This is a genomic window from Dactylosporangium cerinum (assembly GCF_042653625.1).
Taxonomy (GTDB): domain Bacteria; phylum Actinomycetota; class Actinomycetes; order Mycobacteriales; family Micromonosporaceae; genus Dactylosporangium; species Dactylosporangium cerinum.
In genome coordinates, this window is sequence record NZ_JBHSIU010000001.1 from 17,317 (window position 1) to 43,359 (window position 26,043).

The window sequence follows — 26,043 nt, forward strand, 5'->3', positions numbered from 1 at the left end:
CAGCTGCCGCTAGTTGGCGCCGACGGCCTTGAAGTCCTGGGTGACGAAGACGTGGTGTGGCCAGTTGACGCCGATGTTGTGGACCTCGTACTCGCCGCTGCTCAGCTGCACGACGCGGTCGCCCCCCCCGGGAAGCCGGCCAGCGAAGCTTCCGTTGCCTGATTCGCAGCCGTTGCGCTGACGACCGTCCCTGACCTCTCGGTGTAGTTCGCTGGGATCTGGCCGACCTGCTTTGCCGTGGTCGGTGCACCGCGCTGGAAGGGGACCACCCCTGCCGCCGAGGAAGCCGCAGATCCGTAGTCGCCTGCCGGTTGCACGATGCCCTGCGTGGCCGTGATGGTCGTTCCATTGGTCGTGCCAAGTACGAGGACGGTTTCGCCTGCTGCAATGGCACTCGCCGAGGTCGCGCTCGTCCCCTTCTGGTACGTCGTGGCGGACGCCTCGTTGACGGTCACCTTCTGACCGGCTGATGTCGACATTGTGAAGCTTGACGTAGACACGCTGTCGACTGCGCCGGCTGCTCCCCCTGCGGCCGGTCCAGACCGAGCGTTGGATCCCCCGCCGCCGGACCCGGGCCTGCCAGAGGCGCCACTGCCGGGCACGCCGTGGCTTGCTGACGCCAAAGGGGACGTGGCTGTCGCCGAGGGAGACGCGGCGCAACCGGCGGAAAGTCCGATCACCGCACACATCAGCGCAGCGCCCCCGACCCCTCCGATTCCTCTGTTCGACAGCAATCGCCGTAATCCAGGGCGGCGCGCCTGCTTGGCCGGAGTTACCGAGGCCGACGAGTCTGGTGAGGACGCTGGCGAGGGAGGCAGCGCAGCGCCGGCGTCGCCTGGACTTCCGGCAACCGGCGGCCCTGAAGTCACGCCCGAAACGGGGCTGCGGGAAGCGGCTCGTGGGGGTTTGTCGGGTCGTAGTCGGTCATGATGGCGCTCCTCTACTCAGGCAGTTGTGCAGAGAGTGCCAGCCGTTCATGTGAGGTCCGTGTATGCGGCCTGTGATGGAGCTGAGGCTGCTCCGAAGCCTTCTGTGCCTAGTTGCCCAGGCGCAAGTGCCGGTCGGACCCAATGGACTGACCAACCGCGAGCGCGTCATGCGAGTACTGCTCGGCTACCGCTTCCCCTGTCGACCTCGCTGCTCGCGCCTTCACCGCCGTCGGCCACTTTGACAGGCTCATTCGATCCGTTTCATGCGTTTATGCACTGTAAATAGCAAACCGACAGTAATAGCAGTGCATCTTCCTCTTTTGCACCAAGCACGCCTGCCATAACCTCTCGGACGGGAGCGCTCCCGAGGCTGATTCCCCACCCTTGAGGAGCACTGTGACACGTCCAACTCGCGCACTGGCCGCCATCGGCTTGATGCTCGCCTCGGTCGTCACCGCCGCCGCGGGCGGCGGCGGCACCGCACACGCCAGCACCCAGATCTGCGACACGTTCGGCACCACCACGGTCCACGACCGCTACGTGGTCATGAACAACCGCTGGGGTGCCGACACCGCCCAGTGTGTCAACGTGACCGGCTCCGGGTTCTCGGTCACGGCAAACCACAACAAGCCAACCAACGGCGCACCCGCGTCGTACGCCGCCATCTACTACGGCTGCCACTACGGCAACTGCTCGCCCCGCACCAACCTGCCGATGCAGGTCAGCCAGATACGCAACGCTACGAGCAGCGTCAACTTCTCGTACCCGAACAGCGGCACATACAACGCCTCCTACGACATCTGGCTGGACCCGACGCCCAACACGCAGGGAACGAACAAGCAGGAACTCATGATCTGGTTTGCCAAGCGCGGCCCGATCCACCCGGTCGGCGCACGCGTCGCCTCGGTCAGAATCGACGGCCGCACCTGGGACGTCTGGTCCGGCTTCAACGGTTCCAGCGACGTCGTCTCCTACGTCGCGCAGTCGTCGATCAAGAAGTGGGACTTCAACATCCGCAGCTTCATCACCGACGTGAAGAGCCGCAGCGCTGTCACCGACGCCTGGTACCTGACCAGCATCCAGGCCGGATTCGAGCCCTGGGTCGGCGGCACGGGCCTCGCCGTCAACACGTTCACCGCGAAGGTCGACGGCGGTGGCGGTTCCACCCAGCCGCCGTCGCCGTCACCCTCATCCGCGGCGTCGCCCTCACCGAGCGGCGGCCTGTGCCGGTGACGTAGTACGACGTACGGTGGCTCGACGCGCCGATCAAGCGCGTCGAGCCACCGCTGCCGTCCTGGCACAGTCAGGCGCTGGCGTCCGGCCTGATCTCCTGGGCCACGGCCGAGGCCATCCGGATCGATCCGATACCGGTCGGATGGAAGGGGTGTGCACCGTCCAGTCCCTGGATGTCGGCGCCGAGACGGTCGCTGTCGGGCGTACACCACGGGGTCAGCCGCGGGGTGGCGGTACTGAACCTGTACTGTGCGCACCGCCGACGAGCAGGTCGTCGAGTGCCGTGTTGCGGTCGGCAGCAACGTGATGCTCGCCAGGTCGAGCCCCTTCGCGTTGGCTGACCCTCTGGCGTCGGCGCAGTTCGCGTCTGGGTTGAACACGTCGTACAACGTCATGACGATGATCTGCGGCCGGTCCGGCAGGTTGTCGAGTGTTTGCAGGAGTTCGCTGTAGTCCCGGTCGAACGCGGCCAGCCGGTAGTCGAACTCTCCCTGGGTGAGGTTGTCGTGGCAGTCGGCGACGGCGTAGCAGTACGTGAGGAAATCACCCCAGGCAAGGTCGTTCGGACCGGTCACGACCGCGACGTACTTCAAGCCCCCGCACCTGTTGCAGCAGCCCGACCTGGCTGAGTAGCGTCCGCCCGCCCCGCACCTGCGGACCGAGCAAGCCATGCAGCGCAGAAACCCGTTGCCGACCGCGGACATCGCGGCGGCTCGCACCCGTGGGCCCGCCACGGGGTCGACCGCGGCCGCGGCTGCGGCGTTGCGCTGGATCGGGCCCAGCGTCAACTGGGGGCGCAAGGGTCCGAAGACCTGCAGCGGCGCGATGTCGATCCGGGTGTTGCCGATCTGCACCAACTGGGCCGGTCCGGACAGCGAGAAGCCGGGCGGGCGCGCACCCACCGACAGCTCCTGGCCGGCGATCGCCAGCTCCTGGGCGGCGTCAGCCCGACCGTCGCGGGAATGCCGACCAGCAGGCAGAATGCCATCAGGAGCACCGTTGGCAGGAGCGCGCCTCCCGCACCATGGCACCGAGCCCACGCCACCGGGAACCGTTCTCGAACGTCACGACGTTTCAGCACTTCCATTCCGGGGATCCAGCGCAATCCGGCGGGGACTGCCGATTCGGCTCGTACCTCCCGCAGGTGGCGGCAACAGTACCCGGCCCAGCAGGCGCACCGCCGTGGTACTGAGCAGGGCCGCGTCAAGGAGGACAGTACTGGTCGTCGGCCGGTGTGATGCGTGTACGCGAGGGTACGGCTGGGATTCCGGCTGGACGTAGCGGCACGGCCCTGAAACGGAGGGAGCAAGGCAATGAACAGCCAACCACCGACCACGACCACGGACACCGGCATCCCCGTGTCAAGCGACGAGTATTCGCTCACGGTCGGCGCCGGCGGTCCGAACCTGTTGCAGGACACCTATCTGATCGAGAAGATAGCCCACTTCTCCCGGGAGCGTGTCCCCGATCGCGTGTACCACGTCAAGGGCAGCGGCGCCTTCGGCTACTTCGAGGTGACCGCCGACGTCACCCAGTGGACCAAGGCCGCCTTCCTCAACAAGATCGGCAAGCGCACGCCGATCCTCGCCCGGATCTCGACGGTGGCGGGCGAGGAAGGGTACCCGGACACCGACCGCGACGTGCGAGGCTTCGCCCTGAAGTTCTACACCGAAGAAGGCAACTACGACATGGTCGGCAACAACACGCCGGTCTTCTTCGTGCGCGACCCGATGAAGTTCCCCGACTTCATCCACTCGCAGGAACGCATGCCCGACAACGGGCTGCGCGACAACAACATGCAGTGGGACTTCTGGACGCTGTCGCCGGAGTCGGCGCACCAGGTGACGGTCCTGATGAGCGACCGGGGCACGCCACGCACCTTGCGGCACCTGAACGGCTACAGCAGCGACACGTACATGTGGCAGAACGCCGGCGGTGAGAAGTTCTGGGTCAAGTACCACTTCAAGACCGAGCAGGGCATCCAGAACATGACCGACGCCGAGGCCAGGGCCATGAAAGCCGAGGACCTCGACTACCACCGGCGCGACCTGTGGGAGGCGATCGGCCGCCAGGACTACCCGGCGTGGCGCCTCGAGATGCAGATCATGCCGTACGAGGACGCGGCCGACTACCGGTTCAACCCCTTCGACATCACGAAGGTCTGGCCACACAAGGACTATCCGGCGATCCCGATCGGCCGGATGGTGTTCAACCGCAACCCGGAGAACTTCTTCGCCCAGGTCGTCCAGGCAGGGTTCGAGGTGTCGAACATGGTCCCGGGCATCGGCCCCAGCCCGGACCGGATGGTGCTGGGACGGATGTTCGCCTACGGCGACTCGCAGCGCTACCGTACCGGCCCGAACTATGGGCAGCTGCCGGTCAACCGGCCGCTGGGCGAGGTGCACAACTACAACAAGGACGGCCCGATGCGCTTCCACCACCACGGGAACCAGCCGGTGTACGCGCCGAACAGCTACGGCGGGCCCAAGGCCGATGCGCAGCGCTACCGCGACCCGAGCTGGTTCGTGGAGTCCGCCGAAATCATGCGCACCGCCTACCAGGCGCACCGCGACGACAACGACTTCATCCAGCCCGGCATGCTGTACCGCGACGTGATGACACCCACCGACCGGGAACACCTGGCCGGCAACATCGCCTGGCACCTGAAGCAGGGGGTGGAGCACTTCATCCAGGAACGCGCCATCAACGACTACTGGGCCAGGGTCGACCCCGACCTCGGCGCCCGCGTCGCCCGCGAAATCGGTCTGACGGCCGCGTCGCGGTAGCGGGCGGACGGACCGGCGCGCTTACGGTTGGGCTGTCGTGCGGCAGTGGACGCCGTTGAGCAGGAAGCTGTCGGGGATGCCGGCGGCGCCCGAGCCATCGATGGTGGTCCCGACATCGTGCACCGACGCGCCGGCCGCGAGGTCCGGGTGGCCGGGCAGGGCCGCCACGTCCACCCGTTGCCCCTGCTGCTGCCAGACACCGTTCCAGCCGTCCCGCACCTGGAGACCGTCCGGCAGGTCGAACTGCAGCGCCCATTGCCTGACGTCGGTGCCGCCGGTGTTGGCGATCGACAGGGACACGGACGCTCCGCGGTCCCAGGTGTCCTTCACCTGGTACGTCACGCTGCACGTCGGCGCCACCGAGGTGTCGGACGGGGAAGCGTCGGCCGCTGGGGCGGTCGGTCGAGCGGCCGGGTCCGATCCGCCGGGCCGCCAGGACCCTCCGGAAACCGCAGGACCTGCCTGACCGGCAACGGCGACGGCGACGGCCACACCGGTCGCGGCGGCCAGCACCGCCGCGACCGTCACCTTCACCGCGACGCGGCGGCCCCGTCCGTCGCGTCGCGGCGGTATTGGGAACAGTTCCGCCGTACCGGTCAAGGTCCGCGGGTCGGTGGCCGAGGGCGGCGGGTCGTTGTCCACCGCGCCTACCCGTACCCCTGACAGCGCAGCGAACTGGCGGGCGAGTGTCGCCGCAGACGGCCGCAGCAACGGTTCCGCGGCGACACAGTCCTGGTAGAGGGCGGCGACCTGCAGCGGCATTCCCGGGATCAGCGGCAGCGGTGTCGGTCCCGGATCGCCGCGCAGCAGCCCTTCCCCGCGGTTCGCCGGCCGCCGGCCGGTCAACGATGTGAACAGCACGACGCCGAGGGCGTAGACGTCGGCGGCTGGACCGCCGGTCCCCCGGCCGAGAGCACGACGCACCCGAGAACCGGCGAGTGCGGCGATGCCGAAGTCGACGACCTTGACTCCGGTGTCGGTGAGCATGATGTTGCCGGGTTTGATGTCGCGGTGGACGAGTCCGCGGGCGTGTGCGGCGGACAGCGCGGCGGCGATGTGGGCGCAGACCTCGACCGCGGCCCGCCAGGGCAGCGGTCCGCGGGTGAGGCGGGCGGACAGTGTTTCGCCGTCGAGGAGCTCCATCACCACGAACGGTTCGTCGTCGGTCACGCCGTAGTCGTAGACGGCGCTGACGTTGGGATGGCTCAGCAGCGCGGCGGCCTGTGCCTCGGCGCGCAGACGGCCTGCGTCCGGCAGTCGCGTGGTCAGCAGCTTCACCGCCACCCGCCGTCTGAGCACCTCGTCATAGGCCCGCCAGACGACCGACATGCCGCCCTCACCGATGGGCTCGATCAGCCGATACCGACCAGACAACAGCTTTTGTTGCTCTACCACCCGGAACAGTCTGCCACGCACACGGGGCAGCGCTCCCGGGCGAAATGGTTCGCGCGCTTGCCGTACCGATTCATCCGCCGCTGCCTGCCTAAGTCTCATCGTCTTGGGCATCACGCCGAGGTGCTCCGTCCGCACAGGCGCATACGGTCGTGTGGAACCTTCGAGGCGTTCGCTTCACCGGCAGGACGCGCCGACACCGCGGAGCGCATCCCGATCAGCGAAGGACCCCGTACTGCTGAGGAGGACGGCATGCACAAGTACGCTGCCTACGTCACCGAATTGATCGGCACCTTCTTCCTGGTGCTCACGGTCGGCGCGAGCGTTCTCACCGGGAGCCCACTCGCTCCGCTGGCCATCGGTGCCGCGCTGATGGTCATGGTCTACGCCGGTGGTCACATCTCCGGCGGCCACTACAACCCGTCGGTGACCATGGGCGTGCTGCTGCGGCGCCGGATCGAGGTCGCCGACGCCGTCGCATACTGGGTGGCCCAGATCATCGGCGGCGTGCTGGGCGCGGCCGTTGCCTACTGGGTGGTGAACCCGAGGGGTGTCGCGATGCTGTCCCTGTCCGGACGGGCCTGGCTCGCGGCTGCCCTTGTGGAGGCGTTGTTCACCTTCGCGCTGGCCTACGTCATGCTCAATGTGGCGACGAGCAGCAGCAACCCGAACAACTCCTTCTACGGTCTGGCGATCGGGTTCACCGTCACTGCCGGCATCGTCGCCGTGGGCCGGATCTCCGGCGGCATGTTCAACCCGGCGGTCGTGGCCGGCGCTTTGGTGATGGGGCTCCTCCCCTGGTACACCGCCGCGCTCTACCTCGTCGTCCAGCTGCTTGCCGGCGCCGTGGCCGGTGTCGTGTTCCTCGCGCTCAATCCGGATGAGGTGCAGTCGAGACCGCGGGTCGAGGAAGCCGCACGATGAACTCCGTCCTGCCCGGGTGGCTGTTCACGCCGACGCTGCCCCCGTGCCCCTCGACGATCGCCTTGACGATAGCGAGCCCGAGGCCGCCGGTGCCGGTCGTGTAGCGGCGGGACGTGTCGCCCTGGATGAACCGGTCGAAGACCTGGGGAAGCACCCGGGCCGGGATGCCCGGGCCGTCGTCGACGACGCTGAGCTCGGCGTGGTCTGCCGATACAGTCAGCCCAGTGGTCACCGTGGTGCCGGGCGGAGTGTGGACGAGGCCGTTGGCCAGGAGGTTCGCCGCCGCCCGGTGCAAGCTGGCCTCGTCGCCGATCACGATCACCGGCTCCTGCGGCAGATCGAGCCGCCAGCGGTGGTCGGGGCCGGCGACGCGCGCGTCGCTGACCGCGTCGATGACGAGCCAGGACAGGTCGACCGGCACCCTGGCCAGCGGCCGGTCCGAGTCCAGCCGGGCAAGGCGGAGCAGATCCTCCACCAGCACGGTCATCCGCATCGTCTGGGACTCGACCCGGCGCATGGCGTCGGCCACGTCTGGATGGACGCCGGACCTGCGGCGGGTCAGCTCCGCGTAGCCGCGGATCGTCGCCAGCGGCGTGCGCAGCTCATGGCTGACGTCGACGCTGAACTGGCGCAGCCGCGTCTCACCCGCGTGACGCGCGGCGAGGGCTTCGGCGACATGCCCGATCATGCGGTTGAGCGCGGCGCCGACCTGGCCGACCTCGGTACGCGGGTCGGCCTCGGGAACCCGCACCGCCAAGGCGACCTCGCCACGGTCGAGTGGAAGCTCTGCGACGTGCTGGGCGGTGCCGGCGATGCGCTCGAGCGGACGTAACGTCCTGCGCGTGATCAGCCCGCTGAACACCGCCGCCAGGACCAGGCTGACCAGGCTGACACCGGTCTCGACGGCGGCAAGCTGCAGCTGCGCGGCATGCAGCGGGGCCAGCGGAAGCCCGGTGATGAGCCGGTCGCCGTCGGCAGACCTGGCGGCGAACAGCCGATAGTCGCCGAGGCCGGGCACGTGGCGGGTGACCGGGCGGTCGAGGGGCAGGCCCCTGAGCACCGTCGTCTGCTGCAGGGACAGGTTCTGTTGTGCCCCGGTCGTGTTGTCGCGCAGCCCGGAGTCCGTCACCGTTGCGCCGACGATCCGGGTGAGCACGGTCTGCGCGGGCACACCCGGCGCATTGGTCAACGGGTTGTTCACCGGCGGCGAGCCCGGCACCTGGATCTTCCCGTCAGTCTTGTCGAACGACACCACGCGGCCGGAGGTCGTCCCCAGCTCCCGGTCGAGCTGGGCGATCTGCAGGCGGTGCACGACGACTCCTGTGACGACGCTGAGGGCGATACACACCGCGGCGAGCAGCGCCACGTTCTCGGCGATCAGTTGCGTACGCAGCAACCTGGAGGTCCACCAGCGCGTCCACCAACGCGGGTGGCCGGGCGGAGCGTGGTCAGTCGGTGGGTCGCAGGACATATCCGGCACCCCGCACGGTGCGGATCATCGGCTCACGGCCTGCGTCGATCTTCTTGCGCAGGTGGGAGATATACAGCTCGACGATGTTCGTCTGGCCGCCGAAATCGTAGTTCCAGACCCGTTCGAGGATCTGCATCTTGCTCAGCACCCGGCGTGGATTACGCATGAGGAACCGCAGCAGTTCGAACTCCGTGGTGGTCAGGGCGACCGGCTCGTTCGCGCGGTGCACTTCCCGGCTGTCCTCGTCGAGCGTCAGGTCACCGACGACGATCGCGGTGGGTTCGGGCCTGGCCATGCCACTCGTCCGCCGCATCAGCCCGCGGAGCCGGGCCACAAGCTCCTCGAGGCTGAACGGCTTCGTCACGTAATCGTCGCCGCCGGCGGTCAAGCCGGCGACCCTGTCCGTGAGGCTGTCTCTGGCCGTCAGGAACAGCACCGGAATCTCAGGGGTTTCGGCGCGGAGCCGGCGCAGCACTTCCAGGCCGTCCATGTCGGGCAGCATGACATCCAGGACGACCGCATCGGGGAGGGCCGAACGGGCAAGGCGGATTGCGGTGGCGCCGTCGGCGGCGTCGCGTACGTCCCACCCCTCGTATCGCAGCGCCGTCAGGAGCAGATCGGTCATCGCCGCCTCGTCTTCGACGACGAGCACCCGCACCGGTCTGCCGTCAACGCGGCGCAATTCATGTCCGCCTCGCGCCGCGACGGGTGGCATCAGATCCGTACCTGTCCGGAGCGTTTCGTTCATAGCGTCACGAATCCAGCTCGATCGCGGGTCTGCGCATGAGGCTCCTCACTGAATAGGACTCCGTTAGGTGGAGCACAGGTTGCGGATAGGTCCGCTACCCAGCATGGGACCTACGACACCGGCTGTGGCCGGATTCCAGAACGGCCCGGGACGCCATGAGAAGGAGTGAGGCCAGGTGCGACAGGTCGACATGAACAGCATCGAGCGGGTCTCCGGCAACGCTTCGCAACCGCGGAGCCGAGCACTGTTCCGCACACCGCCGTGCCGTGGCAGAGCGATGGTCCGGGCGCCACCACCGCGCCGCGGCAGGCCTGTGCAACGGCGCCCGGTTGCTCGCCGAATCTTCCGGCGAGCAACCGTCCACTGGACAGGGCCCTGTCCAGCGGGGCATCACCCGCGAGAAGGTCGCCGCTCGGCTACGGCCGGAGCCGGAACCTCATGAACGACCGAAACTGAAGGGCGACATCGAGATGCGTCAAGGCAACAACCACCAGCCCGAGCCGAACGGAGCACCCGTCGCGGCGGCGGAGGCACACAACCGTTCGGGCGGCCGTGGGCCGTCTCGCGGGCTTCCGACCCACCAGGCAGGCATCGCGCTGTGGCCGGTGTGGGATTCGACGCTGCACCTCGTCGTCACCGAGCGAGACCGTCTCGCCGAAGCCCGGAAACTGGTCATCGAGCAGGTGACCGCCATCGACGAGGCGTGCAACCCGTTCCGCCCCGATTCGGAGGTGCGCGCGCTGCGGCGGGCCCGCGGCCGACCGGTGCGGCTGAGTCTCCTGCTGGCGGAGCTCGTGGCGGTCTCACTGCGCGCGGCGCTGCTCAGCGACGGCTGCCTCGATCTCATTTCGGGCGAGGTCCTGCGTGTGCCCGACATGGAACTCCTGCAGTCACCGCTGTGCGGCGGCAAGACCGGCGGGCGGCGAGGGCCGGACTGGGGCAGCGCCCGCCTGCTGGACGAACTCCCGAACGAATGCGACCTCACCGTGCCGGCCGGGACGATGCTGGACCTGAGCGCCATGGCCGGGGCCTACGCCGTGGACCGTTGTGTGCGGTTGGTTCACGAGCGGTGCAACGTCGGAGTGCGCGTCGCCGTCGGCGGCGATGTCGCCAGTGCCGGACAACCTCCCGTCGGGTGGCGAACCCTGATCCGGTCGACTCCGGCTGTTCGCAACCTTCCGCTCACCTTGGACTGCACCATGTCGACCACGACCACACCGGTCAGTCAGCAGTCCCGGGACCGCGCTCCGTTGTATTCCACGTTTCGTCCAGGAAGCCGTTCGGCCGTCCCGCCGTGGCGGTCCGTGTCGGTCGCCGCGGCTCCGTGCACGTATGCCAAGGCACTCAGCATGGCCGCGATGATGCGCGGTCACGCCGCGCCGGACTGGCTTCGTGGTCTCGGTGTGTCGGCCCGGCTGGAGGCCACGAACGGCGAGGTGATCACTGTGGGGCGCTGGCCGACGCACGGGCTCGGATAGCTGTGGGTCCGGCGTGGTAGGGGCGCAGGGTCTGTTGTCTGGTCGGTATCGGCTGATCGAGCCCATCGGTGAGGGCGGCATGTCGGTCGTCTGGCGGGCCTATGACGAGGTGCTCAGACGGCGGGTGGCGGTGAAGCTGCTGACCACGCGACTGCCGGACGCAGGCCGTCTGCGCGCCGAGGCACAGGCCGCCGCGCTGCTGAGCCATCCCAACGTCAGCGCCGTCTACGACTACGGCGTGACCGACGACGAACCGTTCGTGGTGATGGAACTCCTCGACGGCGAAACACTGTCCGCCCGCCTCACCCGCGGACCGCTGCCCTGGCGGGCCGCGGTCGAGGTATGCGCCCACATCGCCGCCGCGCTGTCCGCCGCACACGCCCGCGGACTCGTCCACCGCGACATCAAACCCGGCAACATCATGCTCACCGACACCGGAGTCAAGGTCGTCGACTTCGGCATCGCCGCGCTCGCCGGCCGTCCGGTGGACGGCCCGGTCGTCGGTACACCGGGCTATCTCGCGCCCGAGCGCCTCGCCGGTGAGGTCGGAGGCCCGGCCGTGGACGTCTACGCCGTCGGCGTCGTGCTGTTCGAGTCGTTGACCGGGCGCCGACCCGCCGGCATCGACGGGCTGGTGCGCGACGACGCGGAGCTGACGGTGCCGCTGGTCCCAGGGATGCCGCCGGAGGTCGCGGTGCTCTACCAGGAGTGCCTCGCCGTCGACCCGGGTATGCGGCCGTCCTCGACGACCCTGGCGAGCCGGCTGGCGGCCCTGGCGGGGATGCGGGCGGGCGCGTTGGACGGCGGCCCGCTGCCCTCGAGCGCCGAACCGCTGAGCATGACCGGGACCGAGGACCCGCGGACCGCGCCGCCACGCCGCGGTCTGCGGGCTCCTCACGCAGCGCTCAGAACGGCGCTGGCCGGCACGGCGGTGGCCGCCGCCGTGCTGGCGGGGGTGGCACTGGTCTTCGGCGTGCTAAAGATCCCCGGCACCGCAATGCAGGCGACACCGGCGTGCACGGTGGGGTACCGGGTCACGCAGACCTGGCACGACGGCGCGACCGTCTCACTGTCGATCACCAACACCGGCAGGACCGACATCACGCGCTGGGCGCTCACCTTCGACCTGCCAAACGGCCTGCGGGCACGATCCGGCTGGAACGGCGACTGGCGCCAGCAGGGCACGCACGTCAGCGTCGCCGCCACCCCGGACAACGCGTACCTCGCCGCCGGCGCGTCGGTCAGCGACGTCGGCACGAACGTCGACGGCAAGGACGCCGGCAGTGTCCCCGGCCACTTCACGCTCAACGGGGAGCGCTGCCGCAGCGACTCACCCCTCTCCTGACGGAACCCCCGGCCCGTGGCGCAGCCCCGCAGATTCACCCAAGACCAGTGTGTGTCTCCTGGTGACATTGCTGCTGACCCGGGTACCGGCCGCCGGGGTGTAGCAGCAGCGCCCAGCACCACGTGGCGGGTACCTCACCAGATGCGGCAAGAGGTGCAGCGAGACCGGGGAGGTGATGTGCCGCTTCCCCGGTCGAGGCCCGCAGTGCGGACACACAATCCGGCGGTGCCGCCGTGGCTGGTGTCGGCCGTGATCAGCGCTGCCGGCAACATCGGCTCTGTGACCGGGATGCAGCTGCTGATGTTCGCGGTGCTGGGCACCGGACCGCTCGGGGCGATGGGCCCGTGGTGGTCGGTCCTGGGACTGTTCCTCGCCGGAGCAGCCTGGGGAACGGGACTGTCGATGCTCGGCTGGGTGTTCTTCCCCATGCGCCGCAGCAGCACAGCATTGCCGAGGCGTACCGGGTGATCGCGCGGCTGCTTCGCGCGATCGGCACGCAAACGTTCGACGACGAGCGGGGGAATCTCACGACCGCGCTCAACACGGCCTTCGACGAGATGCTCACCGCACGAGCCACAGTGGGCGGCCACGACGCCCTGCAGACCCGCCTGATGGCCGCGCTCAACCAGACCCACCAGGTCGTCGAGGCCGCGATCACGCTCGCCCACGAAGGGACCCGTCCGCCACCGGCCGCCGTCCGCTACCTCGACGCCGTCGCCGACACGATCCAGCGCACTGCGGCTGGGCCCGCGCCCGCGCTGCCGGCCGAGACGGACACACCCGGCGGGCCCGCACTGCACGAGGCACTGGCCGCCACCTCCGACGTCCTGACCGGCGGTGCTGTGGCAGCGGGCCAACCAACCGCGAGGAGACGCGACCGGCTACGAACATCGCCACGGTCCGCTCCGGGCGCTGGTCTGGTTGTTCGCGCTGCGACTGGTGCTGTGCACGGGCGTCGCGGCAGTCGTCCCGCCCGCAAACGTGGGCCGGCTGTGGGCCGTTGCCCGGTCCACAGTCCTGGTCACTGCACGCCCGGCCGTGATCCCCAGCGCTCAGTGGCGAAGGCACCATCCGCCGTCGGCATCGCGCTGCTCGACGATCCCTCACCGTGCCGTGCAGGTCACGTTGACGCGGCTCCACGCGGTGTTCATGTACCCGAGCGGGTTCCACAGGTGCTCGGGTCGTTCGGGTTGGCAGGTCGCGCTGGAGTCCCACGCCCTGGCAGTGATCTTGACGGGCCCTGGCGCAAGGTCCACGACCAGCTGCCACAGCCGCCAGGCCCACGGGCCCGGTGCGGTGCCGAGGTCGGCCTGCCGCCAGCGCTGGCCGCCGTCGACGGACACGTCGACCCGGGCGACCTCGCGGTCCTCGCCGGCGCAGGCGTAGCCGCTGACCCGTACCGGCCCAGCCGGCAGAGACTGGCCCTGGTCGGGTGTCAGGATCGCGGCGTTGAGCGCGGCCACGCCGAGGGGCAGCCCGTGCCCCGCCGCGGCCTCGGCCGGGTCGGCGTCGGCCGGCAGCAGCCGGTAGTCCCCCGCCTGGAAGTAGTTGTCGGAGCAGTGTTCCTGGACGGTGATGCGTCGCAGCCATTTGACGCTGCGCGCGCCGATGTAGCCGGGCACCACCACCCGCACCGGCGCACCGTGCACAACCGGTAGCGGCACACCGTTCATCTGCCAGGCCAGCAGGACCTCACCGGCCGTCGCCTTGGCCATCGGGATGGACCCGCCGAACAGCGCCACTCCGTCGGGCCTGGCCGTCGCGTCTGCCTCGACGAAGGCGACATGGCGACCCCGCTGGTGCAGACCAGCTGCGCCGAGCACGTCGGCGAGCGCGGCGCCGGTCCACTCCGCGGTGGAGATCGCGGCCGGCCCCCACAGCGTCTGGCCCGGGATGGGCCGGACGGTGCTCAGCTCGGCGCGGCGGTTGCCGGCGCACTGCAGCGTGGCCACTACGCTGTGCTGGGCGAACCGTTGCCGCAGGTCGGCCAGGGACAGGGTGAGCGGGCGGTCGACGAGCCCGTCGACGTCGAGTCGCCACGTGTGCGGGTCGAGCTGCTGGATCGGGCCGTGGTTGCGGCTGTAGAACGTGTCCAGCGGGGTGACCGGCCGATGGTTCAACGCGGCCGGGGTGGGCTCCGCGTTGTACGGATCCTCCTGATGCACGATCGTGTCGTCACGTTTGGCCCACTGCCCCATTCCGGCAGCGTACGGCGTACCGGGACCGGCGCGGATGTGCCAACCGCCGCGCCCTCGCGGGTTCACCCGGTTCCTCGCCCGGCGCTGCCCGCCGGGCGGCGTCGCGATCTTCGCGGGCATGTTCGCGGGCGATGCGGGTACGCCGCACCGATGGTCGTGGCGTGGCGTGGCGCGGCGCTGTCGGAGCGGGTGGTAGTGCGGTTGCTGGTGGGTTTGGCCGCGGCTGCGGGCTGCCTGGACGCCGTATGCGTGACGCGGCTCGGTGGCGTGTTCGCCAGCGTCATCACCGGCAACCTGGTGCAGTTGGGCCGCGGGGTTGCCGCGGTCGATCCTCGGCTGGCGGCAGGTGCGACCGCGGCGTACATGTCGGCAATGCCCGTGGCGACGCCCCAGCCGGCGCTGTAGACGAACCGGCCGTCGTTGCCGTCGATGACGCTCGGCGGTGCGGCGGCGGTGACGTCGGCCCGGTCGAGGGCGATGTTGATGCCTGTGGAGGCCGGGTTGCGCTGGCCGGTGTTGACGATCGTGACGGTGTGCGGGCCGTTGCCGAGCACCGGGCTGGTCCACACGACGCCGGACGCGGTACGGGTGGCGGCGTAGTTGTCCACGGTGGTGGCGGCGCCGCCGTCGACGGCGACGGTCATGCGGCCCTGGTCGACGTCGCGGACCGCGCGCAGCGCCACCTGGATGCCGATGAACCGGAACGTGGCGGTGGCGCCGGCGACGTGGCTCCAGTTCGCGGTCCCGGCGTACATGTCGGCGACACCGGTGGTGACGCCCCAGTTGGCGCCGTAGGTGAAGTCGGCCGCGTTCGCGTCCACGATGGACGGTCCGCCGCCGGTGCCGCCGTCGATCGGGTTGCCGAGGGTCACCGTGTACGCGTCGGTGCCGGACACCATCGTGACGGGCACGCTCAGCGAACCGCCTGTGACGGCGACGTCGCCGCTGCTGACGATGACCGGCCCGGCGAGGGGTGACTGGTTGGGGATGCGCTGCACGGTGACCCGGGCCCGGCCGCCGGACAGCAGCCACGACGGGACGCCGCTGAACGCGACGGTGGCCGTGCCGGTCTGCCCGTTCTGGTTGCCCAGCAACACGACCGCGCGACCGGCACCTGATCCAGCGCGGCTGCGGCGGCGCCGTTGGTGGCGACCAGGTTGCCGGTCAGCTGGGCGTACGCGCGGTACACCCACCACTGCCCGGTCGGCTGGCCGTTGTTCAGCACCGAGTCCAGGGTGCCGGCGGTGCAGCAGTCCGACCAGATCGCGTGCGCGGCCGCGGACACGTCGGACGGGGCGAGCCGCGCGAGGTACCAGGCGAGGTACCCCGGCTGCTGCTGTTGCGAGAACAGGTACTCGTCGATGGTCATGGGCAGCGGGCCGACCCCGCGGGCGGACATGATGGCCTTGGCGTCGTTGGAGTCGGCAAGGGGGTCGTTGCCGAAGTGCCAGTTGAGGACGCCCGGCAGGGTGCCGTCGGCCTTGGTGCGCGCCAGCCACGCGTCCAGCCAGCCGTGGTTGTAGCCGCTGTAGGACGGGCCGACGATCACCGCGGCCGGGTCGAGGCGCCGGATCTCGGTGACGGCGGTGTTCCACATCTGGCGCGGGTACCCGATCCGCGCGCCCGCCGGGGCATCCGCCATCAACTGGTCGTTGTGGTCACCGTTGCCGGAGCCCTGGTTCTGAGTCCATAACGAATGGTGTCCAATTTGCCCCATATGCATGGGTTTATAGCTTCTATTTTATCTCTAACCTGTACATCAGGTAAAGAAATCGCATCTTTGACTATCCAGGTACACAAACGATGCCATAACCTCCGCCCTGGGAGCGCTCCCGAGAGCTCATCGCACCAAGGAGGAGCAATTGGCACGTCCACTCCGCGCGCTGGCGAACGTCGGCGTGATGCTCGCAACTTCGTTCGTCGCCGTCGCCGTCACCGGCGGTGGGGCAGCGCAAGCGAACACCCAGCTCTGTGACAAGTTCGGTTCGACGACCATCCAGGACCGTTACATCGTCATGAACAACCGCTGGGGTGCCGACACCACGCAATGCATCAACGTGACGAACGACGGATTCGCGATCACCGCAGACCACCACAAGCCGACGAATGGCGCACCGGCCTCGTACACCGCGGTCTACTCCGGCTGCCACTACAACAACTGCTCGCCCGGCACGAACCTGCCCATGCAGGTCAGCCAGATCAGCAGCGCGAAGAGCAGCGCCACCTTCTTGTACCCAGACCGCGGCGTCTACAACGCCTCATACGACATCTGGCTGGACCCGACGCCCAAAAAAGACGGGGCGAACCAGCAGGAACTCATGATCTGGTTCAACCACAGTGGCCCGATCCACCCGGTCGGCTCACAGGTCGCGTCCGCAACCGTCGGCGGCCGTGCGTGGGACGTCTGGACCGGCAACAACGGCTCCAACGACGTGATCTCGTACGTCGCGCGGTCGCCGATCAACAGCTGGGACTTCAGCGTCCTGGACTTTGTCAACGACACGAAGACCCGTAGCAAGGTCACCAACTCGTGGTACCTGACAAGCATTCAGGCCGGGTTCGAGCCGTGGGTGGGCGGCACGGGTCTCGCCGTCACCTCATTTGCCGCCAGCGTCAACGGTGGCGCCGGTTCGACGCCACCCGTGTCTCCTCCATCCCCCACGACCGCACCCCCGACGACCCCGCCTTCCACGACCGCACCCCCGACGATTCCGTCCCCCACCAGTCCACCTTCGCCCGGAACGCACGTCGACAACCCGTACGTGGGCGCCAAGGGCTACGTCAACCCAGAGTGGAAAGCGAAGGCTGACGCCGCGCCCGGTGGCGGCCGCATCTCCAACAATCCGACCGGCGTATGGCTGGACCGGATCGCGGCGATCAACGGTGTCAACGGCGGCATGGGCATGCGGGCGCACCTCGACGCCGCGCTGGCACAGGGCGCGGGCTACATCCAGTTCGTCATCTACAACCTGCCCGGCCGTGACTGCGCCGCGCTGGCCTCCAACGGTGAGCTGGGTCCGGCGGAGATCGACCGCTACCAGACCGATTACATCGACCCGATCGCGGCGATCCAGGCCGACCCCAAGTACCGCAATCTGCGGATCATCAACATCGTCGAGGTCGACTCGCTGCCGAACATGGTCACCAACACCAGCGGCGCCAGTGCCACTACCACGTGCCAGACGATGCAGCAGAACGGCAACTACCAGAAGGGCATCTCGTACGCCCTGGGCAAGTTCCACCCGATCGCGAACGTCTACAACTACATCGACGCCGCGCACCACGGCTGGATCGGCCATTCGAGCAACTTCGAACGGGCTGCCGACCTATTCGCCACCGTGGCCAAGTCCGCCACGGGCGGCGTTGCCACCGTGGACGGCTTCATCACCGATACGGCGAACTACTCGGCGCTGACCGAGCCGTACCTCACCACCAACACCACCGTCAACGGGACCTCGATCCGGCAGTCCAAGTGGGTCGACTGGAACGACTACGTCGACGAGCTGACATTCGCGCAGGCGTTCCGGAACAAGCTCATTTCGAAAGGCTTCAGCCCCAGCATCGGCATGCTCATCGACACCTCCCGCAACGGGTGGGGCGGCCCCAATCGGCCGACCGGCCCCAGCACCTCAACCGACATCAACACGTTCGTCAACCAGTCCCGTGTCGACCGCCGTATCCACGCCGGCAACTGGTGCAACCAGAGCGGCGCCGGTCTCGGCGAGCGTCCGAAGGCCGCCCCGGCTCAGGGCATCGACGCATACGTTTGGATCAAGCCGCCAGGCGAGTCCGACGGCGGCAGCAAAGCGATCCCGAACAACCAGGGCAAGGGCCTCGACCAGATGTGCGACCCGCAGTACACCGGCAACGCCGGCAACGGCAACAATCTGACCGGTGCTCTGCCCAACGCGCCGCTTTCCGGGAACTGGTTCCCGGCGCAGTTCCAGGAACTGATGCGCAACGCGTACCCGGCCCTGAGATGAAAAGGGTGACCACCTCGCCGTAGGCGAGGCCATCCCCGGGCCCCGCCCATGGCCGTTCGTCCGCCATGGCGGGGCCCGCGCCCCGTCGACTCTGTCGACAACGGATGCACCCGTCCCCCCAGGGCCCCGACAAAGTCGCGGAATGCCCGATTCTGCACCCGGCCGGACCTTCCTGGCGGTTTTGGGGGCAGGGACATCGGGTGACTGCACTATGGCTTCTGCCCGTACGTTGGGAGCGTGGTCGCCGCTGCGCATCCGGGCGTTTCGCGCGCTCTGGCTGGCTGCGCGATGCCGAACAGCCGCTGCGCCGAGACGGTGATCCGGTCAGTGGTGACGCCCAACCTGCTGACGCAGCACGCCTCGTGACGCCGCCGCGCGATGCTGCCGTCGTTCACATGGTCGGCATCAGCCGCACGGCGTGAGTGCCGCCGCACCCGTCCGGGCGTGAGCGTCAGCGGCTCAGGCAGAACGAGGCAGGGTCGGCGCGCAGGCGGGCGTCCACCGCATCGCGCAGCGCCCGGTCGATCGCCTTGACCGTGTAGCGGGCGTCGAACGCGTCGGCCTCGGCGGTCAGCCGCCGTCCGCGATGCACGGCCACGATCCGGGCCGCCTCCTCGAGGAGCGCGCGCAGCTGCGGACTGTCCAGGTGCCGGCCCGCCTCCGCGGCGTCGTCGAAGCGGGCCGGGCGGTGGTGGTCCATGGCGTACGACAGCCCGCCGCGGCGCAACGCGTCGAGCACCGGCAGGACGAGGGCGACGAGACGGTCGCCGTCACCGCCGGGGTTCCGGTCGACGTCGCGTCCCCGATTGCGCCTAATGATCAGCGTTGTCTGGTCGATAATTGCCTCATCCATGGCGTCACCTGCGGTCCTTCTCGCCTGTCTCAACCGTCCGGCTGTCCGGGCAAGCGGCGGGTGGCACGCAGGTGAACAGTTCGTGACACGGTCCGGGGTTCGCGGGCCGACCGACCGTCGGCTCGCTGTGGTGACGATGTCGTCAATCGACGCGCAGGGCAGCAGGGGAACGGTAACCTCGTTGGCCATGGCTCTTTCCTAGGCGTTGCGGACGGTCCGTCGCACATGGAAATAGCCAATCATCACCTGATTCCATCCGATCGGCCGATGCGACTGCCGTCGGCGTGCAGCTCAGCCAAGGGCGGGTAGGCTTCTGCAGCGTCACCCTCATGTGTCGCCGACAAACACGCGCGCTTCCGCAGCTCGTCACCTTGTATAAGCGGATTTTCTCCGGTGACAGGCGTGGCCGGCTGACCCGGACGGTGGCGCCGCAACTCACGAACATCGAAAGTGATGAGATCTCGCCGGCGCCCGAACTCAGCGACATCTGGCGCCGGAAGTCGGTTCTGTCCCGTGAAGAGTGATTGATCTTCGATGGGTGGTGTGAACCTTCGTCGATCGGAGGGTGCAGGATGCCCCTTGTGATCGTTCGTGCTTCGTCGGCTGCCGTGGATGTTCTCGAGGAAGCGATTCGGCAAACGTCCGCGTCCCGCACACGGTGTTGACGCAGAAGAAGCGGCGCACCGTCAGGCACAGTTCCACCAGGCGGCCCACGGCTGGCAGGTCAGCTAGCCAACGCTGATACCGCGAGTGCACCCGCCCCGACACGACCGAGCATGCCGGGCAGCTTTGCTCGGCACTGCGCGACGCGGCATGGAGAACGACGCCACCGCTGGCTTCGGTGATCTCGTTGATTCTTATGCTGCCAAGGTGCGGCAGCAGTCTGCCGATGTCCTCACACCGTCACCCAACGATCGATCATGACCGACGTCGATCACTCTTCACGGGACAGAACCCGGAACTCGCGAGCAAAACCACTCGGCCTATCCACCATCACCACGGCTTCCACCGCACCTGGTGCCTCAGGAACGGCATCCACCCACTCGCCGCCGAATCGCGCGAGCGATACGAAACAGTCCGCCGGCTTGACGGACTACGGAACGGTGTAGCCGCCCGCTGGCGCCGGGTCGTCCGCGGGCCGTGGATCGGCTGCCGTCCAGGGCTGCAAATCCTGATACGGGGGGCGGCTGGCCGGTCGCAGGAGCCGCTCGCTGCGAGGATCGGCCGGCCCGGTGTCGGCGGTGAGCAGGGCCCGCGCTGCCAGGAAGTCTCGGAGTTCGGCGTCCTGCTGTTCGGTCAGCGGAACCCGAGGCAGGTCGAAGATGCCGAAATGCTGCACACCGAACACATATGCCTCAGGCGTGACCCAAACGGTTTGCACAAGCGGCCAGCGATACGTCATGGCTGACAGGTCGGTACTGGCATGCAGCGCTTCGTCATCAACCCGGTACTGGCGTGGCAGCGACCAGAACTCCAGCACGTTCATGAGCGCGGCATAGTTGCGCCATGCCCGCCACAGCGCGTACGTCGTTGGGACGGCGAAGAGCCCGATCGTCAGTGGGACGGCGGAGAGCCCGATCCAGACGACGCCGTCAACGAAAGCGACGACCGTATATCCGAGCAGCACGAGCACGCCAGCGGTGAGGACCCCCGGCAGCGCGGCATGCCTGGCCTTCGGGGCCGCGTACGTCCGGAAGTAACTCTGCGGCCGGGCGAAGGTGAACTCGATATGCACGCGGCGATAGTACGGCGCCGAACCGTTGCACGGGTCACGGCAGCGCAGCGACCGATACCAGCAACCGGCCGCTCCAAAATCACGTGCGCACTCATCGGCATGTCCGCACACCAACCGGCGCTGGACGCCGATCATTGGGCGTGGCGGGCAGCACTCGACCGGCTCAAGGTCGCCCGTACACAGGTCTGCGTCGCCGACGACCGGGCGAACAGCGCCCCTGGCAGATCGCTGCGGCCGAGGCAGCCCTGACGCGTACGCGCGACGCGTCGATGACAATGTCGCGGCCCTCGGTCGCCCGCACGGCCTCGACCGGGCGGTGTGCGATATGTGTTCATCCTTCGCCTCGCAATGACCGTCTCCTTGTTCCCGATCATGCATGTCTGCCGAGTCGTGTTCGGGCAGTTCTTGCCGCGGAAGGCGCCTGTTCGGGTGAGGAGCTGATCACCGGGCGCGGTTAGCATGTGGGCCTATGTGAGGGAGGAGCCTGTCGATGGCTGAGGTCGTACGGTACGCGCTGGACGATGGTTCGGTGGTGTTGTTCGAGGTTGAGCCGTTGGACGGGTTCGATCAGGCGTCGACGGACCGGGTTGTCGGGCGGATCCGGGAGGCCGTCGGACCTGCGGTGCGCGCTGCTCGAGAGGTGCTCGATCAGGTGAAGGCGCATGGCCCGTCCGAAGTCGAGGTGAAGTTCGGCATCAAGGTCAGCGGGAAGATGGACTGGCTGGTGGCGAAGGCGGCGACCGAAGGCAGCTTCGAGGTCACGTTGAAGTGGCAGCCGGGTGCTGCGGGAGCGGAGCCGGCCGAGGCCGTCGGGTCGTGATCCGGTCGCTGGCGCCGGCGTCGGATCCGTGGACGCTTGCCGTGTACCGCAATGAAACCGGGTCTGCTCCGATCGGCACCGCGGTAGCGGTCTCGGCGCGGATGGCGGTGACGTGCGCGCACGTGGTGCTGGACGGGTTCGACGAGCCGGGCGGTGGCCGACTCGTGGCGCCGCTGTGGGTCTCGTTTCCGAGGGCGGCGTCGGCGTTGGGATGGAAGATCCGCCGGTTGGTGGTTCGGGTGGAGTACGACGTCGATGACCCGCAGATCGCTGACGTAGCGGTGTTGCATCTGGCCGAGGACATGCCTGCCGCGATAGAACCGGCCCGGCTGAAGTTGCTTGAGCCGGAGGTGTTGGCGGGCTCCGAGGGTAGGCCCGGATTGCGATGGTGGGCGTTCGGGTTTCCCGCGTCGAGTCGCCGCACCGGCAACGAGGCGTCCGGGACCGTTGGCGCACGTCTGGCATACGGCTGGGTGCGGTTGGATACCGACTCGCCGTATCCGGTGGAGAAGGGGTTCAGCGGCGGTGGTTTGTGGCTGCCGCAGTACGGTGCGGTGGCTGGCATCGTCGGTCAGGCCATGCCGGCGGGCAAGCATCGGGGCGGCGACGCGCAGGCGTTGACCTTGGCACAGGCCGCGGTGTTCCTGCCGAGCGCGAAACTGCAGGTCCTTGCCGGTTGGGCAGCGCCGGATGCCGGTGCTGCGGCGATGGCGGCATGGGGATGGCAGTTGGCGACGGACCCGGAGGCGGGGCGGCATTGGCGTCCGCGGAGTCGCGGGGTGATGACCGATCTCGACCGGGGGTACCGGTTCCAGGGGCGGACGGCGGCGTTGACCCGGATCGTGGAGTGGCTGGACCGGGCAGCTTCCGACCGGCGGATGCTGGTGGTGACCGGTTCGCCGGGTGTTGGCAAGTCCGCGGTGCTGGGCAGGGTGGTGACGACCGCGGACAGCCGTTTGCTGGCGGAGCTTCCGGCTGAGGATGTCGGTGTGGTGGCGTCGATCGGGTCGGTGGGGTGTGCGGTCCATGCCAAGGGCAAGACCGCATTGGACGTGGCGACGGAGATCGCCAGTGCCGCCGGGGCGGTGCTGCCGGACAGGGTCGAGGATCTGGCGGCCGCGGTCCACGCGGTGCTGGCCAGAGGATCGCGTCGGTTCAACATCGTGATCGACGCCATCGACGAGGCCGCGACCGTGGCGGATGCCCGTGAGGTGTTGACCGGGGTGGTGCTGCCGCTGGTGCAGGCCTGCGGGGACATCGGTGTGCAGGTGGTGTGCGGGAGCCGCCGCTACGACGCCGGTGGTCACCTGCTGGGTGTGCTGACCGGCGCCGGCGTCGAGGTCGACCTGGACGAGCCGGAGTTCTTCGAGCTCGCCGATCTGACGGCGTACACCTTGGCCACCCTTCGGCTGGTCGGTTCGGAGCGTCCGGGCAACCCGTACGGCGATCCGGTGGTCGCAGGGGCGGTCGCGGCCCGGATCGCGGTGCTGGCCGAGCCGAACTTCCTCGTCGCGGGGCTCGACGCCCGGACACGCGGCATGTACGACACGGTCGCGGCGGATCCGGCGACGCTGACGCTGACCGCCACTGTCGGCGCCGCGCTGGACGCCTATCTGGATCGGGTGCCGCCGGTCGACGGAATTGCTGTCCGTGCCGTGTTGACCGCGTTGGCGTACGCGGAGGCACCGGGCTGGTCCAGCGAGGTCTGGCAGGTTGCGACCGCCGCGTTGGGCAGTCCCGCAAGCGACGTGCAGCTGGAGCGGTTCGCGCGCTCCGCAGCCGCCGGCTTTCTGGTCGAGACGTCCACGACCGCCGACGTATCGGTGTTCCGGCTGTTCCACCAGGCCCTCAACGACACGTTACTGCGCGACCGGGGACCGGGCGGCGTCCGCGCGGACGAGCGGCGTCTCACGCTGGCAATGCTCACGTTGGGCCGGGAGCGGACGTGGGCGGACGCACCGCCGTACCTGCTTCGATCGTTGGCCGGCCACGCCGACCGGGCTGGTCTCATCGATGAGCTCCTGACCGACGACATATACCTGTTGTTCGCGGACCTGCCGCGCCTGCTCCCGGCGGCGAACCGGGCGCGGACCGAGACCGGCCGCAGTCGGGTGCGACTGCTGCGTCTCACCCCGCAGGCCGCTGCCGCGCCGCCGCGCGAACGCATGGCGATGTTCAGCATCACGCAGGCCCTCGAACAGCTCGTTCCCCTGACCACCGACGTCGCCGGGCCGTACCGAGCACGGTGGACGCGCGCCTCGCAACGCGCAGAACTCCGCCGCTTCGATGGCCACACCAGCGGGCTGACCGCGCTCTGCACCATCACCATCGACGGGCAGAACCTGCTCGCCTCCGCAGGTGTCGACGGCACCATACGGATCTGGAATCCCACCACCGGCACCCAACACCAGCAACTCAACGGCGACTCCGACGGGGTGAACGCGCTCTGCGCGATCAACGTCGAGGGAAGCACCCTGCTCGCCTCCGCCGGCTACGACGGCACCGTGCGGATCTGGGACCCCATAACCGGCGCCCTGTACACCGAACTCTACGGCCACATCGGCGGGGTGAATGCGCTCTGCACGATCAACGTCGACGGACGAGCGTTGCTCGTTTCCGCCAGCAACGACCAGACGGTACGCATCTGGGACCCCGTCACCCGCGCTCAGCGTCATCAGCTCGACGGCCAATATGACTACGGGGTGAACGCGCTCTGCACCATCACTGTTGACGGGCACGTCCTGGTCGTGTCGGCCGGCTTCAGCCGCACCTTGCAGATCTGGAACCCCGTCACCGGCACCCCACACCACCAGTTCGATGCCGACACCCACTGGATACGGGCGCTCTGCACCATCACCGTCGACGGACAGACCCTGCTTGCCTCCGCCGACAACGCGGGCACCATAAGGACCTGGGACCCCGTCACCGGCGCCCAACAGCATCAGCTCAACTACCACATGCACTCCGGCATGAGCGCGCTCTGCCCGGTCACCGTCGACGGACGAACCCTGCTGGCCTCGGCCGGCGACGACGGCACCGTGCGGATCTGGGACCCCGCCACGGAAACCCAACACCACCAACTCGACGGCCACACCAGCCGGATCCAGGCGCTCTGCACCATCGCCGTCGACGGACAATCCCTGCTCGCCTCCGCGGGCGACGACCGCACCGTGCGGATCTGGAACCCCGCCACGGAAACCCAACCCGAGCAACTCGACGGCCACACCCACTGGATACGGGCGCTCTGCACCATCACCGTCGACGGACACGCTCTGCTCGCCTACGCCGGCGACGACCAAACCATACGGATCTGGGACCCCGCCACCGGCACCCAGCACCACCAACTCGACGACCACACCGGCTACGGGGTGAACGCGCTCTGCACCGTCACCGTTGACGGACAGACCCTGCTCGCCTCCGCCGGCAACGACAGCACCGTACGGATCTGGAACCCCGCCACGGAAACCCAACCCGAGCAACTCGACGGCCACACCGGCGGGGTGAACGCGCTCTGCACGATCAATGTCGGCGGACAAACGTTGCTCGCCTCCGCCGGCCATGACGGCACCGTACGGATCTGGGACCCCGCCACAGGCACCCAGCACCACCAACTCAACGGCCACACGTACGGTGTGAACGCGCTCTGCGCCATCACCGTCAATGAACAACCCATGCTCGCCTCCACCGGCTACGACCGCACCGTACGGATCTGGAGCCCTACCACCGGCACCCAATACCGCCAACTCGACGGTCACACCCACTGGGTGAACGCGCTCTGCACCATCACCGTCGACGGGGAAGCCCTGCTCGCCTCCGCCGGCTACGGCGGCACCGTACGGATCTGGGACCCCACCACCGGCACCCAACGTCACCAACTCGACGGCCACGCCGGCCGGATTCAGGCGCTCAGCACGATCTTCGTTGACGGACAGACCCTGCTCGCCTCCGCCGGCGACGACCGCACCGTGCGGATCTGGAACCCTGCCACGTGGAGATGCTTGTGGACGATCCCGGTCCACCACCAGGTGCTGGCGTGCGGTGTGATCACCGACAGCCTCGTAATCGGCATGGACGTCGGCCTCATTGCCATCGACGTTGCAGGCGGGCGAGGACTCTCAGGTTCCGGCTCCGGACGTTGAGAGAGGGCG

The 26,043-nt window shown here is 68.6% G+C and carries 21 protein-coding genes and 1 pseudogene; 12 read left to right on the forward strand and 10 right to left on the reverse strand.

Annotation, left to right across the window (positions count from 1 at the left end):
* Window positions 1-101: 101 nt before the first annotated feature.
* Window positions 102-455 carry a hypothetical protein gene (locus tag ACFPIJ_RS00085; protein ID WP_380112422.1) on the reverse strand — a complete coding sequence of 118 codons (354 nt, stop codon included), beginning with the start codon at window positions 453-455 and terminating at the stop codon, window positions 102-104.
* A gap of 870 nt (window positions 456-1,325) precedes the next feature.
* Here ACFPIJ_RS00085 and ACFPIJ_RS00090 point away from each other — a divergent pair.
* Window positions 1,326-2,162 carry a GH12 family glycosyl hydrolase domain-containing protein gene (locus ACFPIJ_RS00090; RefSeq protein WP_380112423.1) on the forward strand — a complete coding sequence of 279 codons (837 nt, stop codon included), beginning with the start codon at window positions 1,326-1,328 and terminating at the stop codon, window positions 2,160-2,162.
* Between the two features lie 1,313 nt (window positions 2,163-3,475).
* Window positions 3,476-4,948, forward strand: coding sequence for a catalase (locus tag ACFPIJ_RS00095; protein ID WP_380112424.1), 1,473 nt, complete (start codon window positions 3,476-3,478; stop codon window positions 4,946-4,948).
* 21 nt (window positions 4,949-4,969) lie between these two features.
* On the opposite strand, the gene ACFPIJ_RS00100 is transcribed toward ACFPIJ_RS00095, so the two are convergent.
* Window positions 4,970-6,343 (reverse strand): serine/threonine-protein kinase, encoded by a 1,374-nt coding sequence (locus ACFPIJ_RS00100; RefSeq protein ID WP_380112425.1) that lies wholly within the window; start codon window positions 6,341-6,343, stop codon window positions 4,970-4,972.
* Between the two features lie 249 nt (window positions 6,344-6,592).
* On the opposite strand from ACFPIJ_RS00100, the gene ACFPIJ_RS00105 reads away from it, so the two are divergent.
* Complete coding sequence (locus tag ACFPIJ_RS00105; RefSeq protein ID WP_380112426.1) at window positions 6,593-7,264, forward strand: MIP/aquaporin family protein; 672 nt, start codon at window positions 6,593-6,595, stop codon at window positions 7,262-7,264.
* Here the strand turns inward: ACFPIJ_RS00105 and ACFPIJ_RS00110 are convergent.
* Together ACFPIJ_RS00110 and ACFPIJ_RS00115 are read right to left on the reverse strand one after the other, a co-directional pair.
* Window positions 7,212-8,735: a sensor histidine kinase gene (locus ACFPIJ_RS00110; protein ID WP_380112427.1), complete on the reverse strand. Its 1,524-nt coding sequence runs from the start codon at window positions 8,733-8,735 to the stop codon at window positions 7,212-7,214. The two genes, ACFPIJ_RS00105 and ACFPIJ_RS00110, sit on opposite strands and share 53 nt — an antisense overlap.
* Entirely contained in the window at window positions 8,713-9,450 is a 738-nt protein-coding gene (locus ACFPIJ_RS00115) for a response regulator transcription factor (RefSeq protein WP_380112500.1), read from the reverse strand. The genes ACFPIJ_RS00110 and ACFPIJ_RS00115 overlap by 23 nt, the downstream gene beginning before the upstream one ends.
* Window positions 9,451-9,749: 299 nt before the next feature.
* Between ACFPIJ_RS00115 and ACFPIJ_RS00120 the strand changes: the two genes are divergently transcribed.
* Together ACFPIJ_RS00120 and ACFPIJ_RS00125 are read left to right on the forward strand one after the other, a co-directional pair.
* Window positions 9,750-10,961: an FAD:protein FMN transferase gene (locus tag ACFPIJ_RS00120; protein WP_380112428.1), complete on the forward strand. Its 1,212-nt coding sequence runs from the start codon at window positions 9,750-9,752 to the stop codon at window positions 10,959-10,961.
* A gap of 34 nt (window positions 10,962-10,995) precedes the next feature.
* A complete protein-coding gene (locus ACFPIJ_RS00125) occupies window positions 10,996-12,306 on the forward strand; it encodes a serine/threonine-protein kinase (protein ID WP_380112429.1) in 1,311 nt (436 codons plus the stop codon).
* Window positions 12,307-12,440: 134 nt separating this feature from the next.
* Here ACFPIJ_RS00125 and ACFPIJ_RS00130 read toward each other — a convergent pair whose 3' ends face one another.
* Both ACFPIJ_RS00130 and ACFPIJ_RS00135 read right to left on the reverse strand, forming a co-directional pair.
* Window positions 12,441-12,974, reverse strand: a complete 534-nt coding sequence (locus ACFPIJ_RS00130) for a hypothetical protein (protein WP_380112430.1) — start codon at window positions 12,972-12,974, stop codon at window positions 12,441-12,443.
* Between the two features lie 435 nt (window positions 12,975-13,409).
* The gene (locus tag ACFPIJ_RS00135) at window positions 13,410-14,504 is read right to left on the reverse strand and encodes a sulfite oxidase (RefSeq protein WP_380112431.1); all 1,095 of its coding nucleotides are present in this window, start codon (window positions 14,502-14,504) and stop codon (window positions 13,410-13,412) included.
* A gap of 150 nt (window positions 14,505-14,654) precedes the next feature.
* Here ACFPIJ_RS00135 and ACFPIJ_RS00140 point away from each other — a divergent pair.
* The 3 genes and pseudogenes from ACFPIJ_RS00140 to ACFPIJ_RS00150 all read left to right on the forward strand — a co-directional run.
* Window positions 14,655-14,864 (forward strand): annotated as a pseudogene (locus ACFPIJ_RS00140) (DUF1275 family protein); the annotation flags it as partial.
* 117 nt (window positions 14,865-14,981) lie between these two features.
* The gene (locus ACFPIJ_RS00145; RefSeq protein WP_380112432.1) at window positions 14,982-15,104 is read left to right on the forward strand and encodes a hypothetical protein; all 123 of its coding nucleotides are present in this window, start codon (window positions 14,982-14,984) and stop codon (window positions 15,102-15,104) included.
* Window positions 15,105-15,299, forward strand: coding sequence for a hypothetical protein (locus ACFPIJ_RS00150; RefSeq protein ID WP_380112433.1), 195 nt, complete (start codon window positions 15,105-15,107; stop codon window positions 15,297-15,299). It begins immediately after the preceding gene.
* 118 nt (window positions 15,300-15,417) lie between these two features.
* On the opposite strand, the gene ACFPIJ_RS00155 is transcribed toward ACFPIJ_RS00150, so the two are convergent.
* Window positions 15,418-16,146, reverse strand: a complete 729-nt coding sequence (locus tag ACFPIJ_RS00155; protein ID WP_380112434.1) for a hypothetical protein — start codon at window positions 16,144-16,146, stop codon at window positions 15,418-15,420.
* Between the two features lie 220 nt (window positions 16,147-16,366).
* Between ACFPIJ_RS00155 and ACFPIJ_RS00160 the strand changes: the two genes are divergently transcribed.
* Window positions 16,367-18,487 carry a glycoside hydrolase family 6 protein gene (locus tag ACFPIJ_RS00160; protein WP_380112435.1) on the forward strand — a complete coding sequence of 707 codons (2,121 nt, stop codon included), beginning with the start codon at window positions 16,367-16,369 and terminating at the stop codon, window positions 18,485-18,487.
* A 237-nt stretch (window positions 18,488-18,724) separates the two neighbouring features.
* Window positions 18,725-18,853 carry a hypothetical protein gene (locus ACFPIJ_RS00165; RefSeq protein WP_380112436.1) on the forward strand — a complete coding sequence of 43 codons (129 nt, stop codon included), beginning with the start codon at window positions 18,725-18,727 and terminating at the stop codon, window positions 18,851-18,853.
* Window positions 18,854-18,938: 85 nt separating this feature from the next.
* On the opposite strand, the gene ACFPIJ_RS00170 is transcribed toward ACFPIJ_RS00165, so the two are convergent.
* From ACFPIJ_RS00170 to ACFPIJ_RS00180, 3 genes are all read right to left on the reverse strand, one after another.
* On the reverse strand, window positions 18,939-19,340 hold the full coding sequence (locus ACFPIJ_RS00170; RefSeq protein WP_380112437.1) for a hypothetical protein: 402 nt from the start codon (window positions 19,338-19,340) through the stop codon (window positions 18,939-18,941).
* 477 nt (window positions 19,341-19,817) lie between these two features.
* Window positions 19,818-20,231, reverse strand: a complete 414-nt coding sequence (locus tag ACFPIJ_RS00175) for a transposase family protein (RefSeq protein WP_380112502.1) — start codon at window positions 20,229-20,231, stop codon at window positions 19,818-19,820.
* Between the two features lie 202 nt (window positions 20,232-20,433).
* Entirely contained in the window at window positions 20,434-21,075 is a 642-nt protein-coding gene (locus tag ACFPIJ_RS00180) for a YcxB family protein (RefSeq protein ID WP_380112438.1), read from the reverse strand.
* Window positions 21,076-21,604: 529 nt separating this feature from the next.
* Here ACFPIJ_RS00180 and ACFPIJ_RS00185 point away from each other — a divergent pair.
* Both ACFPIJ_RS00185 and ACFPIJ_RS00190 read left to right on the forward strand, forming a co-directional pair.
* Window positions 21,605-21,895, forward strand: a complete 291-nt coding sequence (locus ACFPIJ_RS00185; protein ID WP_380112439.1) for a CU044_2847 family protein — start codon at window positions 21,605-21,607, stop codon at window positions 21,893-21,895.
* 41 nt (window positions 21,896-21,936) lie between these two features.
* Window positions 21,937-26,034 carry an AAA family ATPase gene (locus tag ACFPIJ_RS00190; protein WP_380112440.1) on the forward strand — a complete coding sequence of 1,366 codons (4,098 nt, stop codon included), beginning with the start codon at window positions 21,937-21,939 and terminating at the stop codon, window positions 26,032-26,034.
* The last annotated feature ends 9 nt before the right edge of the window (window positions 26,035-26,043 follow it).

What these genes read in the sequence shown, in the direction of transcription:
- ACFPIJ_RS00095 (WP_380112424.1), top strand. Translation starts at nt 3,476, where the DNA reads ATGAACAGCCAACCACCGACCACGACCACGGACACCGGCATCCCCGTG.
- ACFPIJ_RS00105 (WP_380112426.1), top strand. Translation starts at nt 6,593, where the DNA reads ATGCACAAGTACGCTGCCTACGTCACCGAATTGATCGGCACCTTCTTC.
- ACFPIJ_RS00110 (WP_380112427.1), bottom strand. Translation starts at nt 8,735, where the DNA reads ATGTCCTGCGACCCACCGACTGACCACGCTCCGCCCGGCCACCCGCGT.
- ACFPIJ_RS00115 (WP_380112500.1), bottom strand. Translation starts at nt 9,450, where the DNA reads ATGCCACCCGTCGCGGCGCGAGGCGGACATGAATTGCGCCGCGTTGAC.
- ACFPIJ_RS00135 (WP_380112431.1), bottom strand. Translation starts at nt 14,504, where the DNA reads ATGGGGCAGTGGGCCAAACGTGACGACACGATCGTGCATCAGGAGGAT.
- ACFPIJ_RS00145 (WP_380112432.1), top strand. Translation starts at nt 14,982, where the DNA reads ATGTTGATGCCTGTGGAGGCCGGGTTGCGCTGGCCGGTGTTGACGATC.
- ACFPIJ_RS00155 (WP_380112434.1), bottom strand. Translation starts at nt 16,146, where the DNA reads ATGGCGGATGCCCCGGCGGGCGCGCGGATCGGGTACCCGCGCCAGATG.
- ACFPIJ_RS00170 (WP_380112437.1), bottom strand. Translation starts at nt 19,340, where the DNA reads ATGGATGAGGCAATTATCGACCAGACAACGCTGATCATTAGGCGCAAT.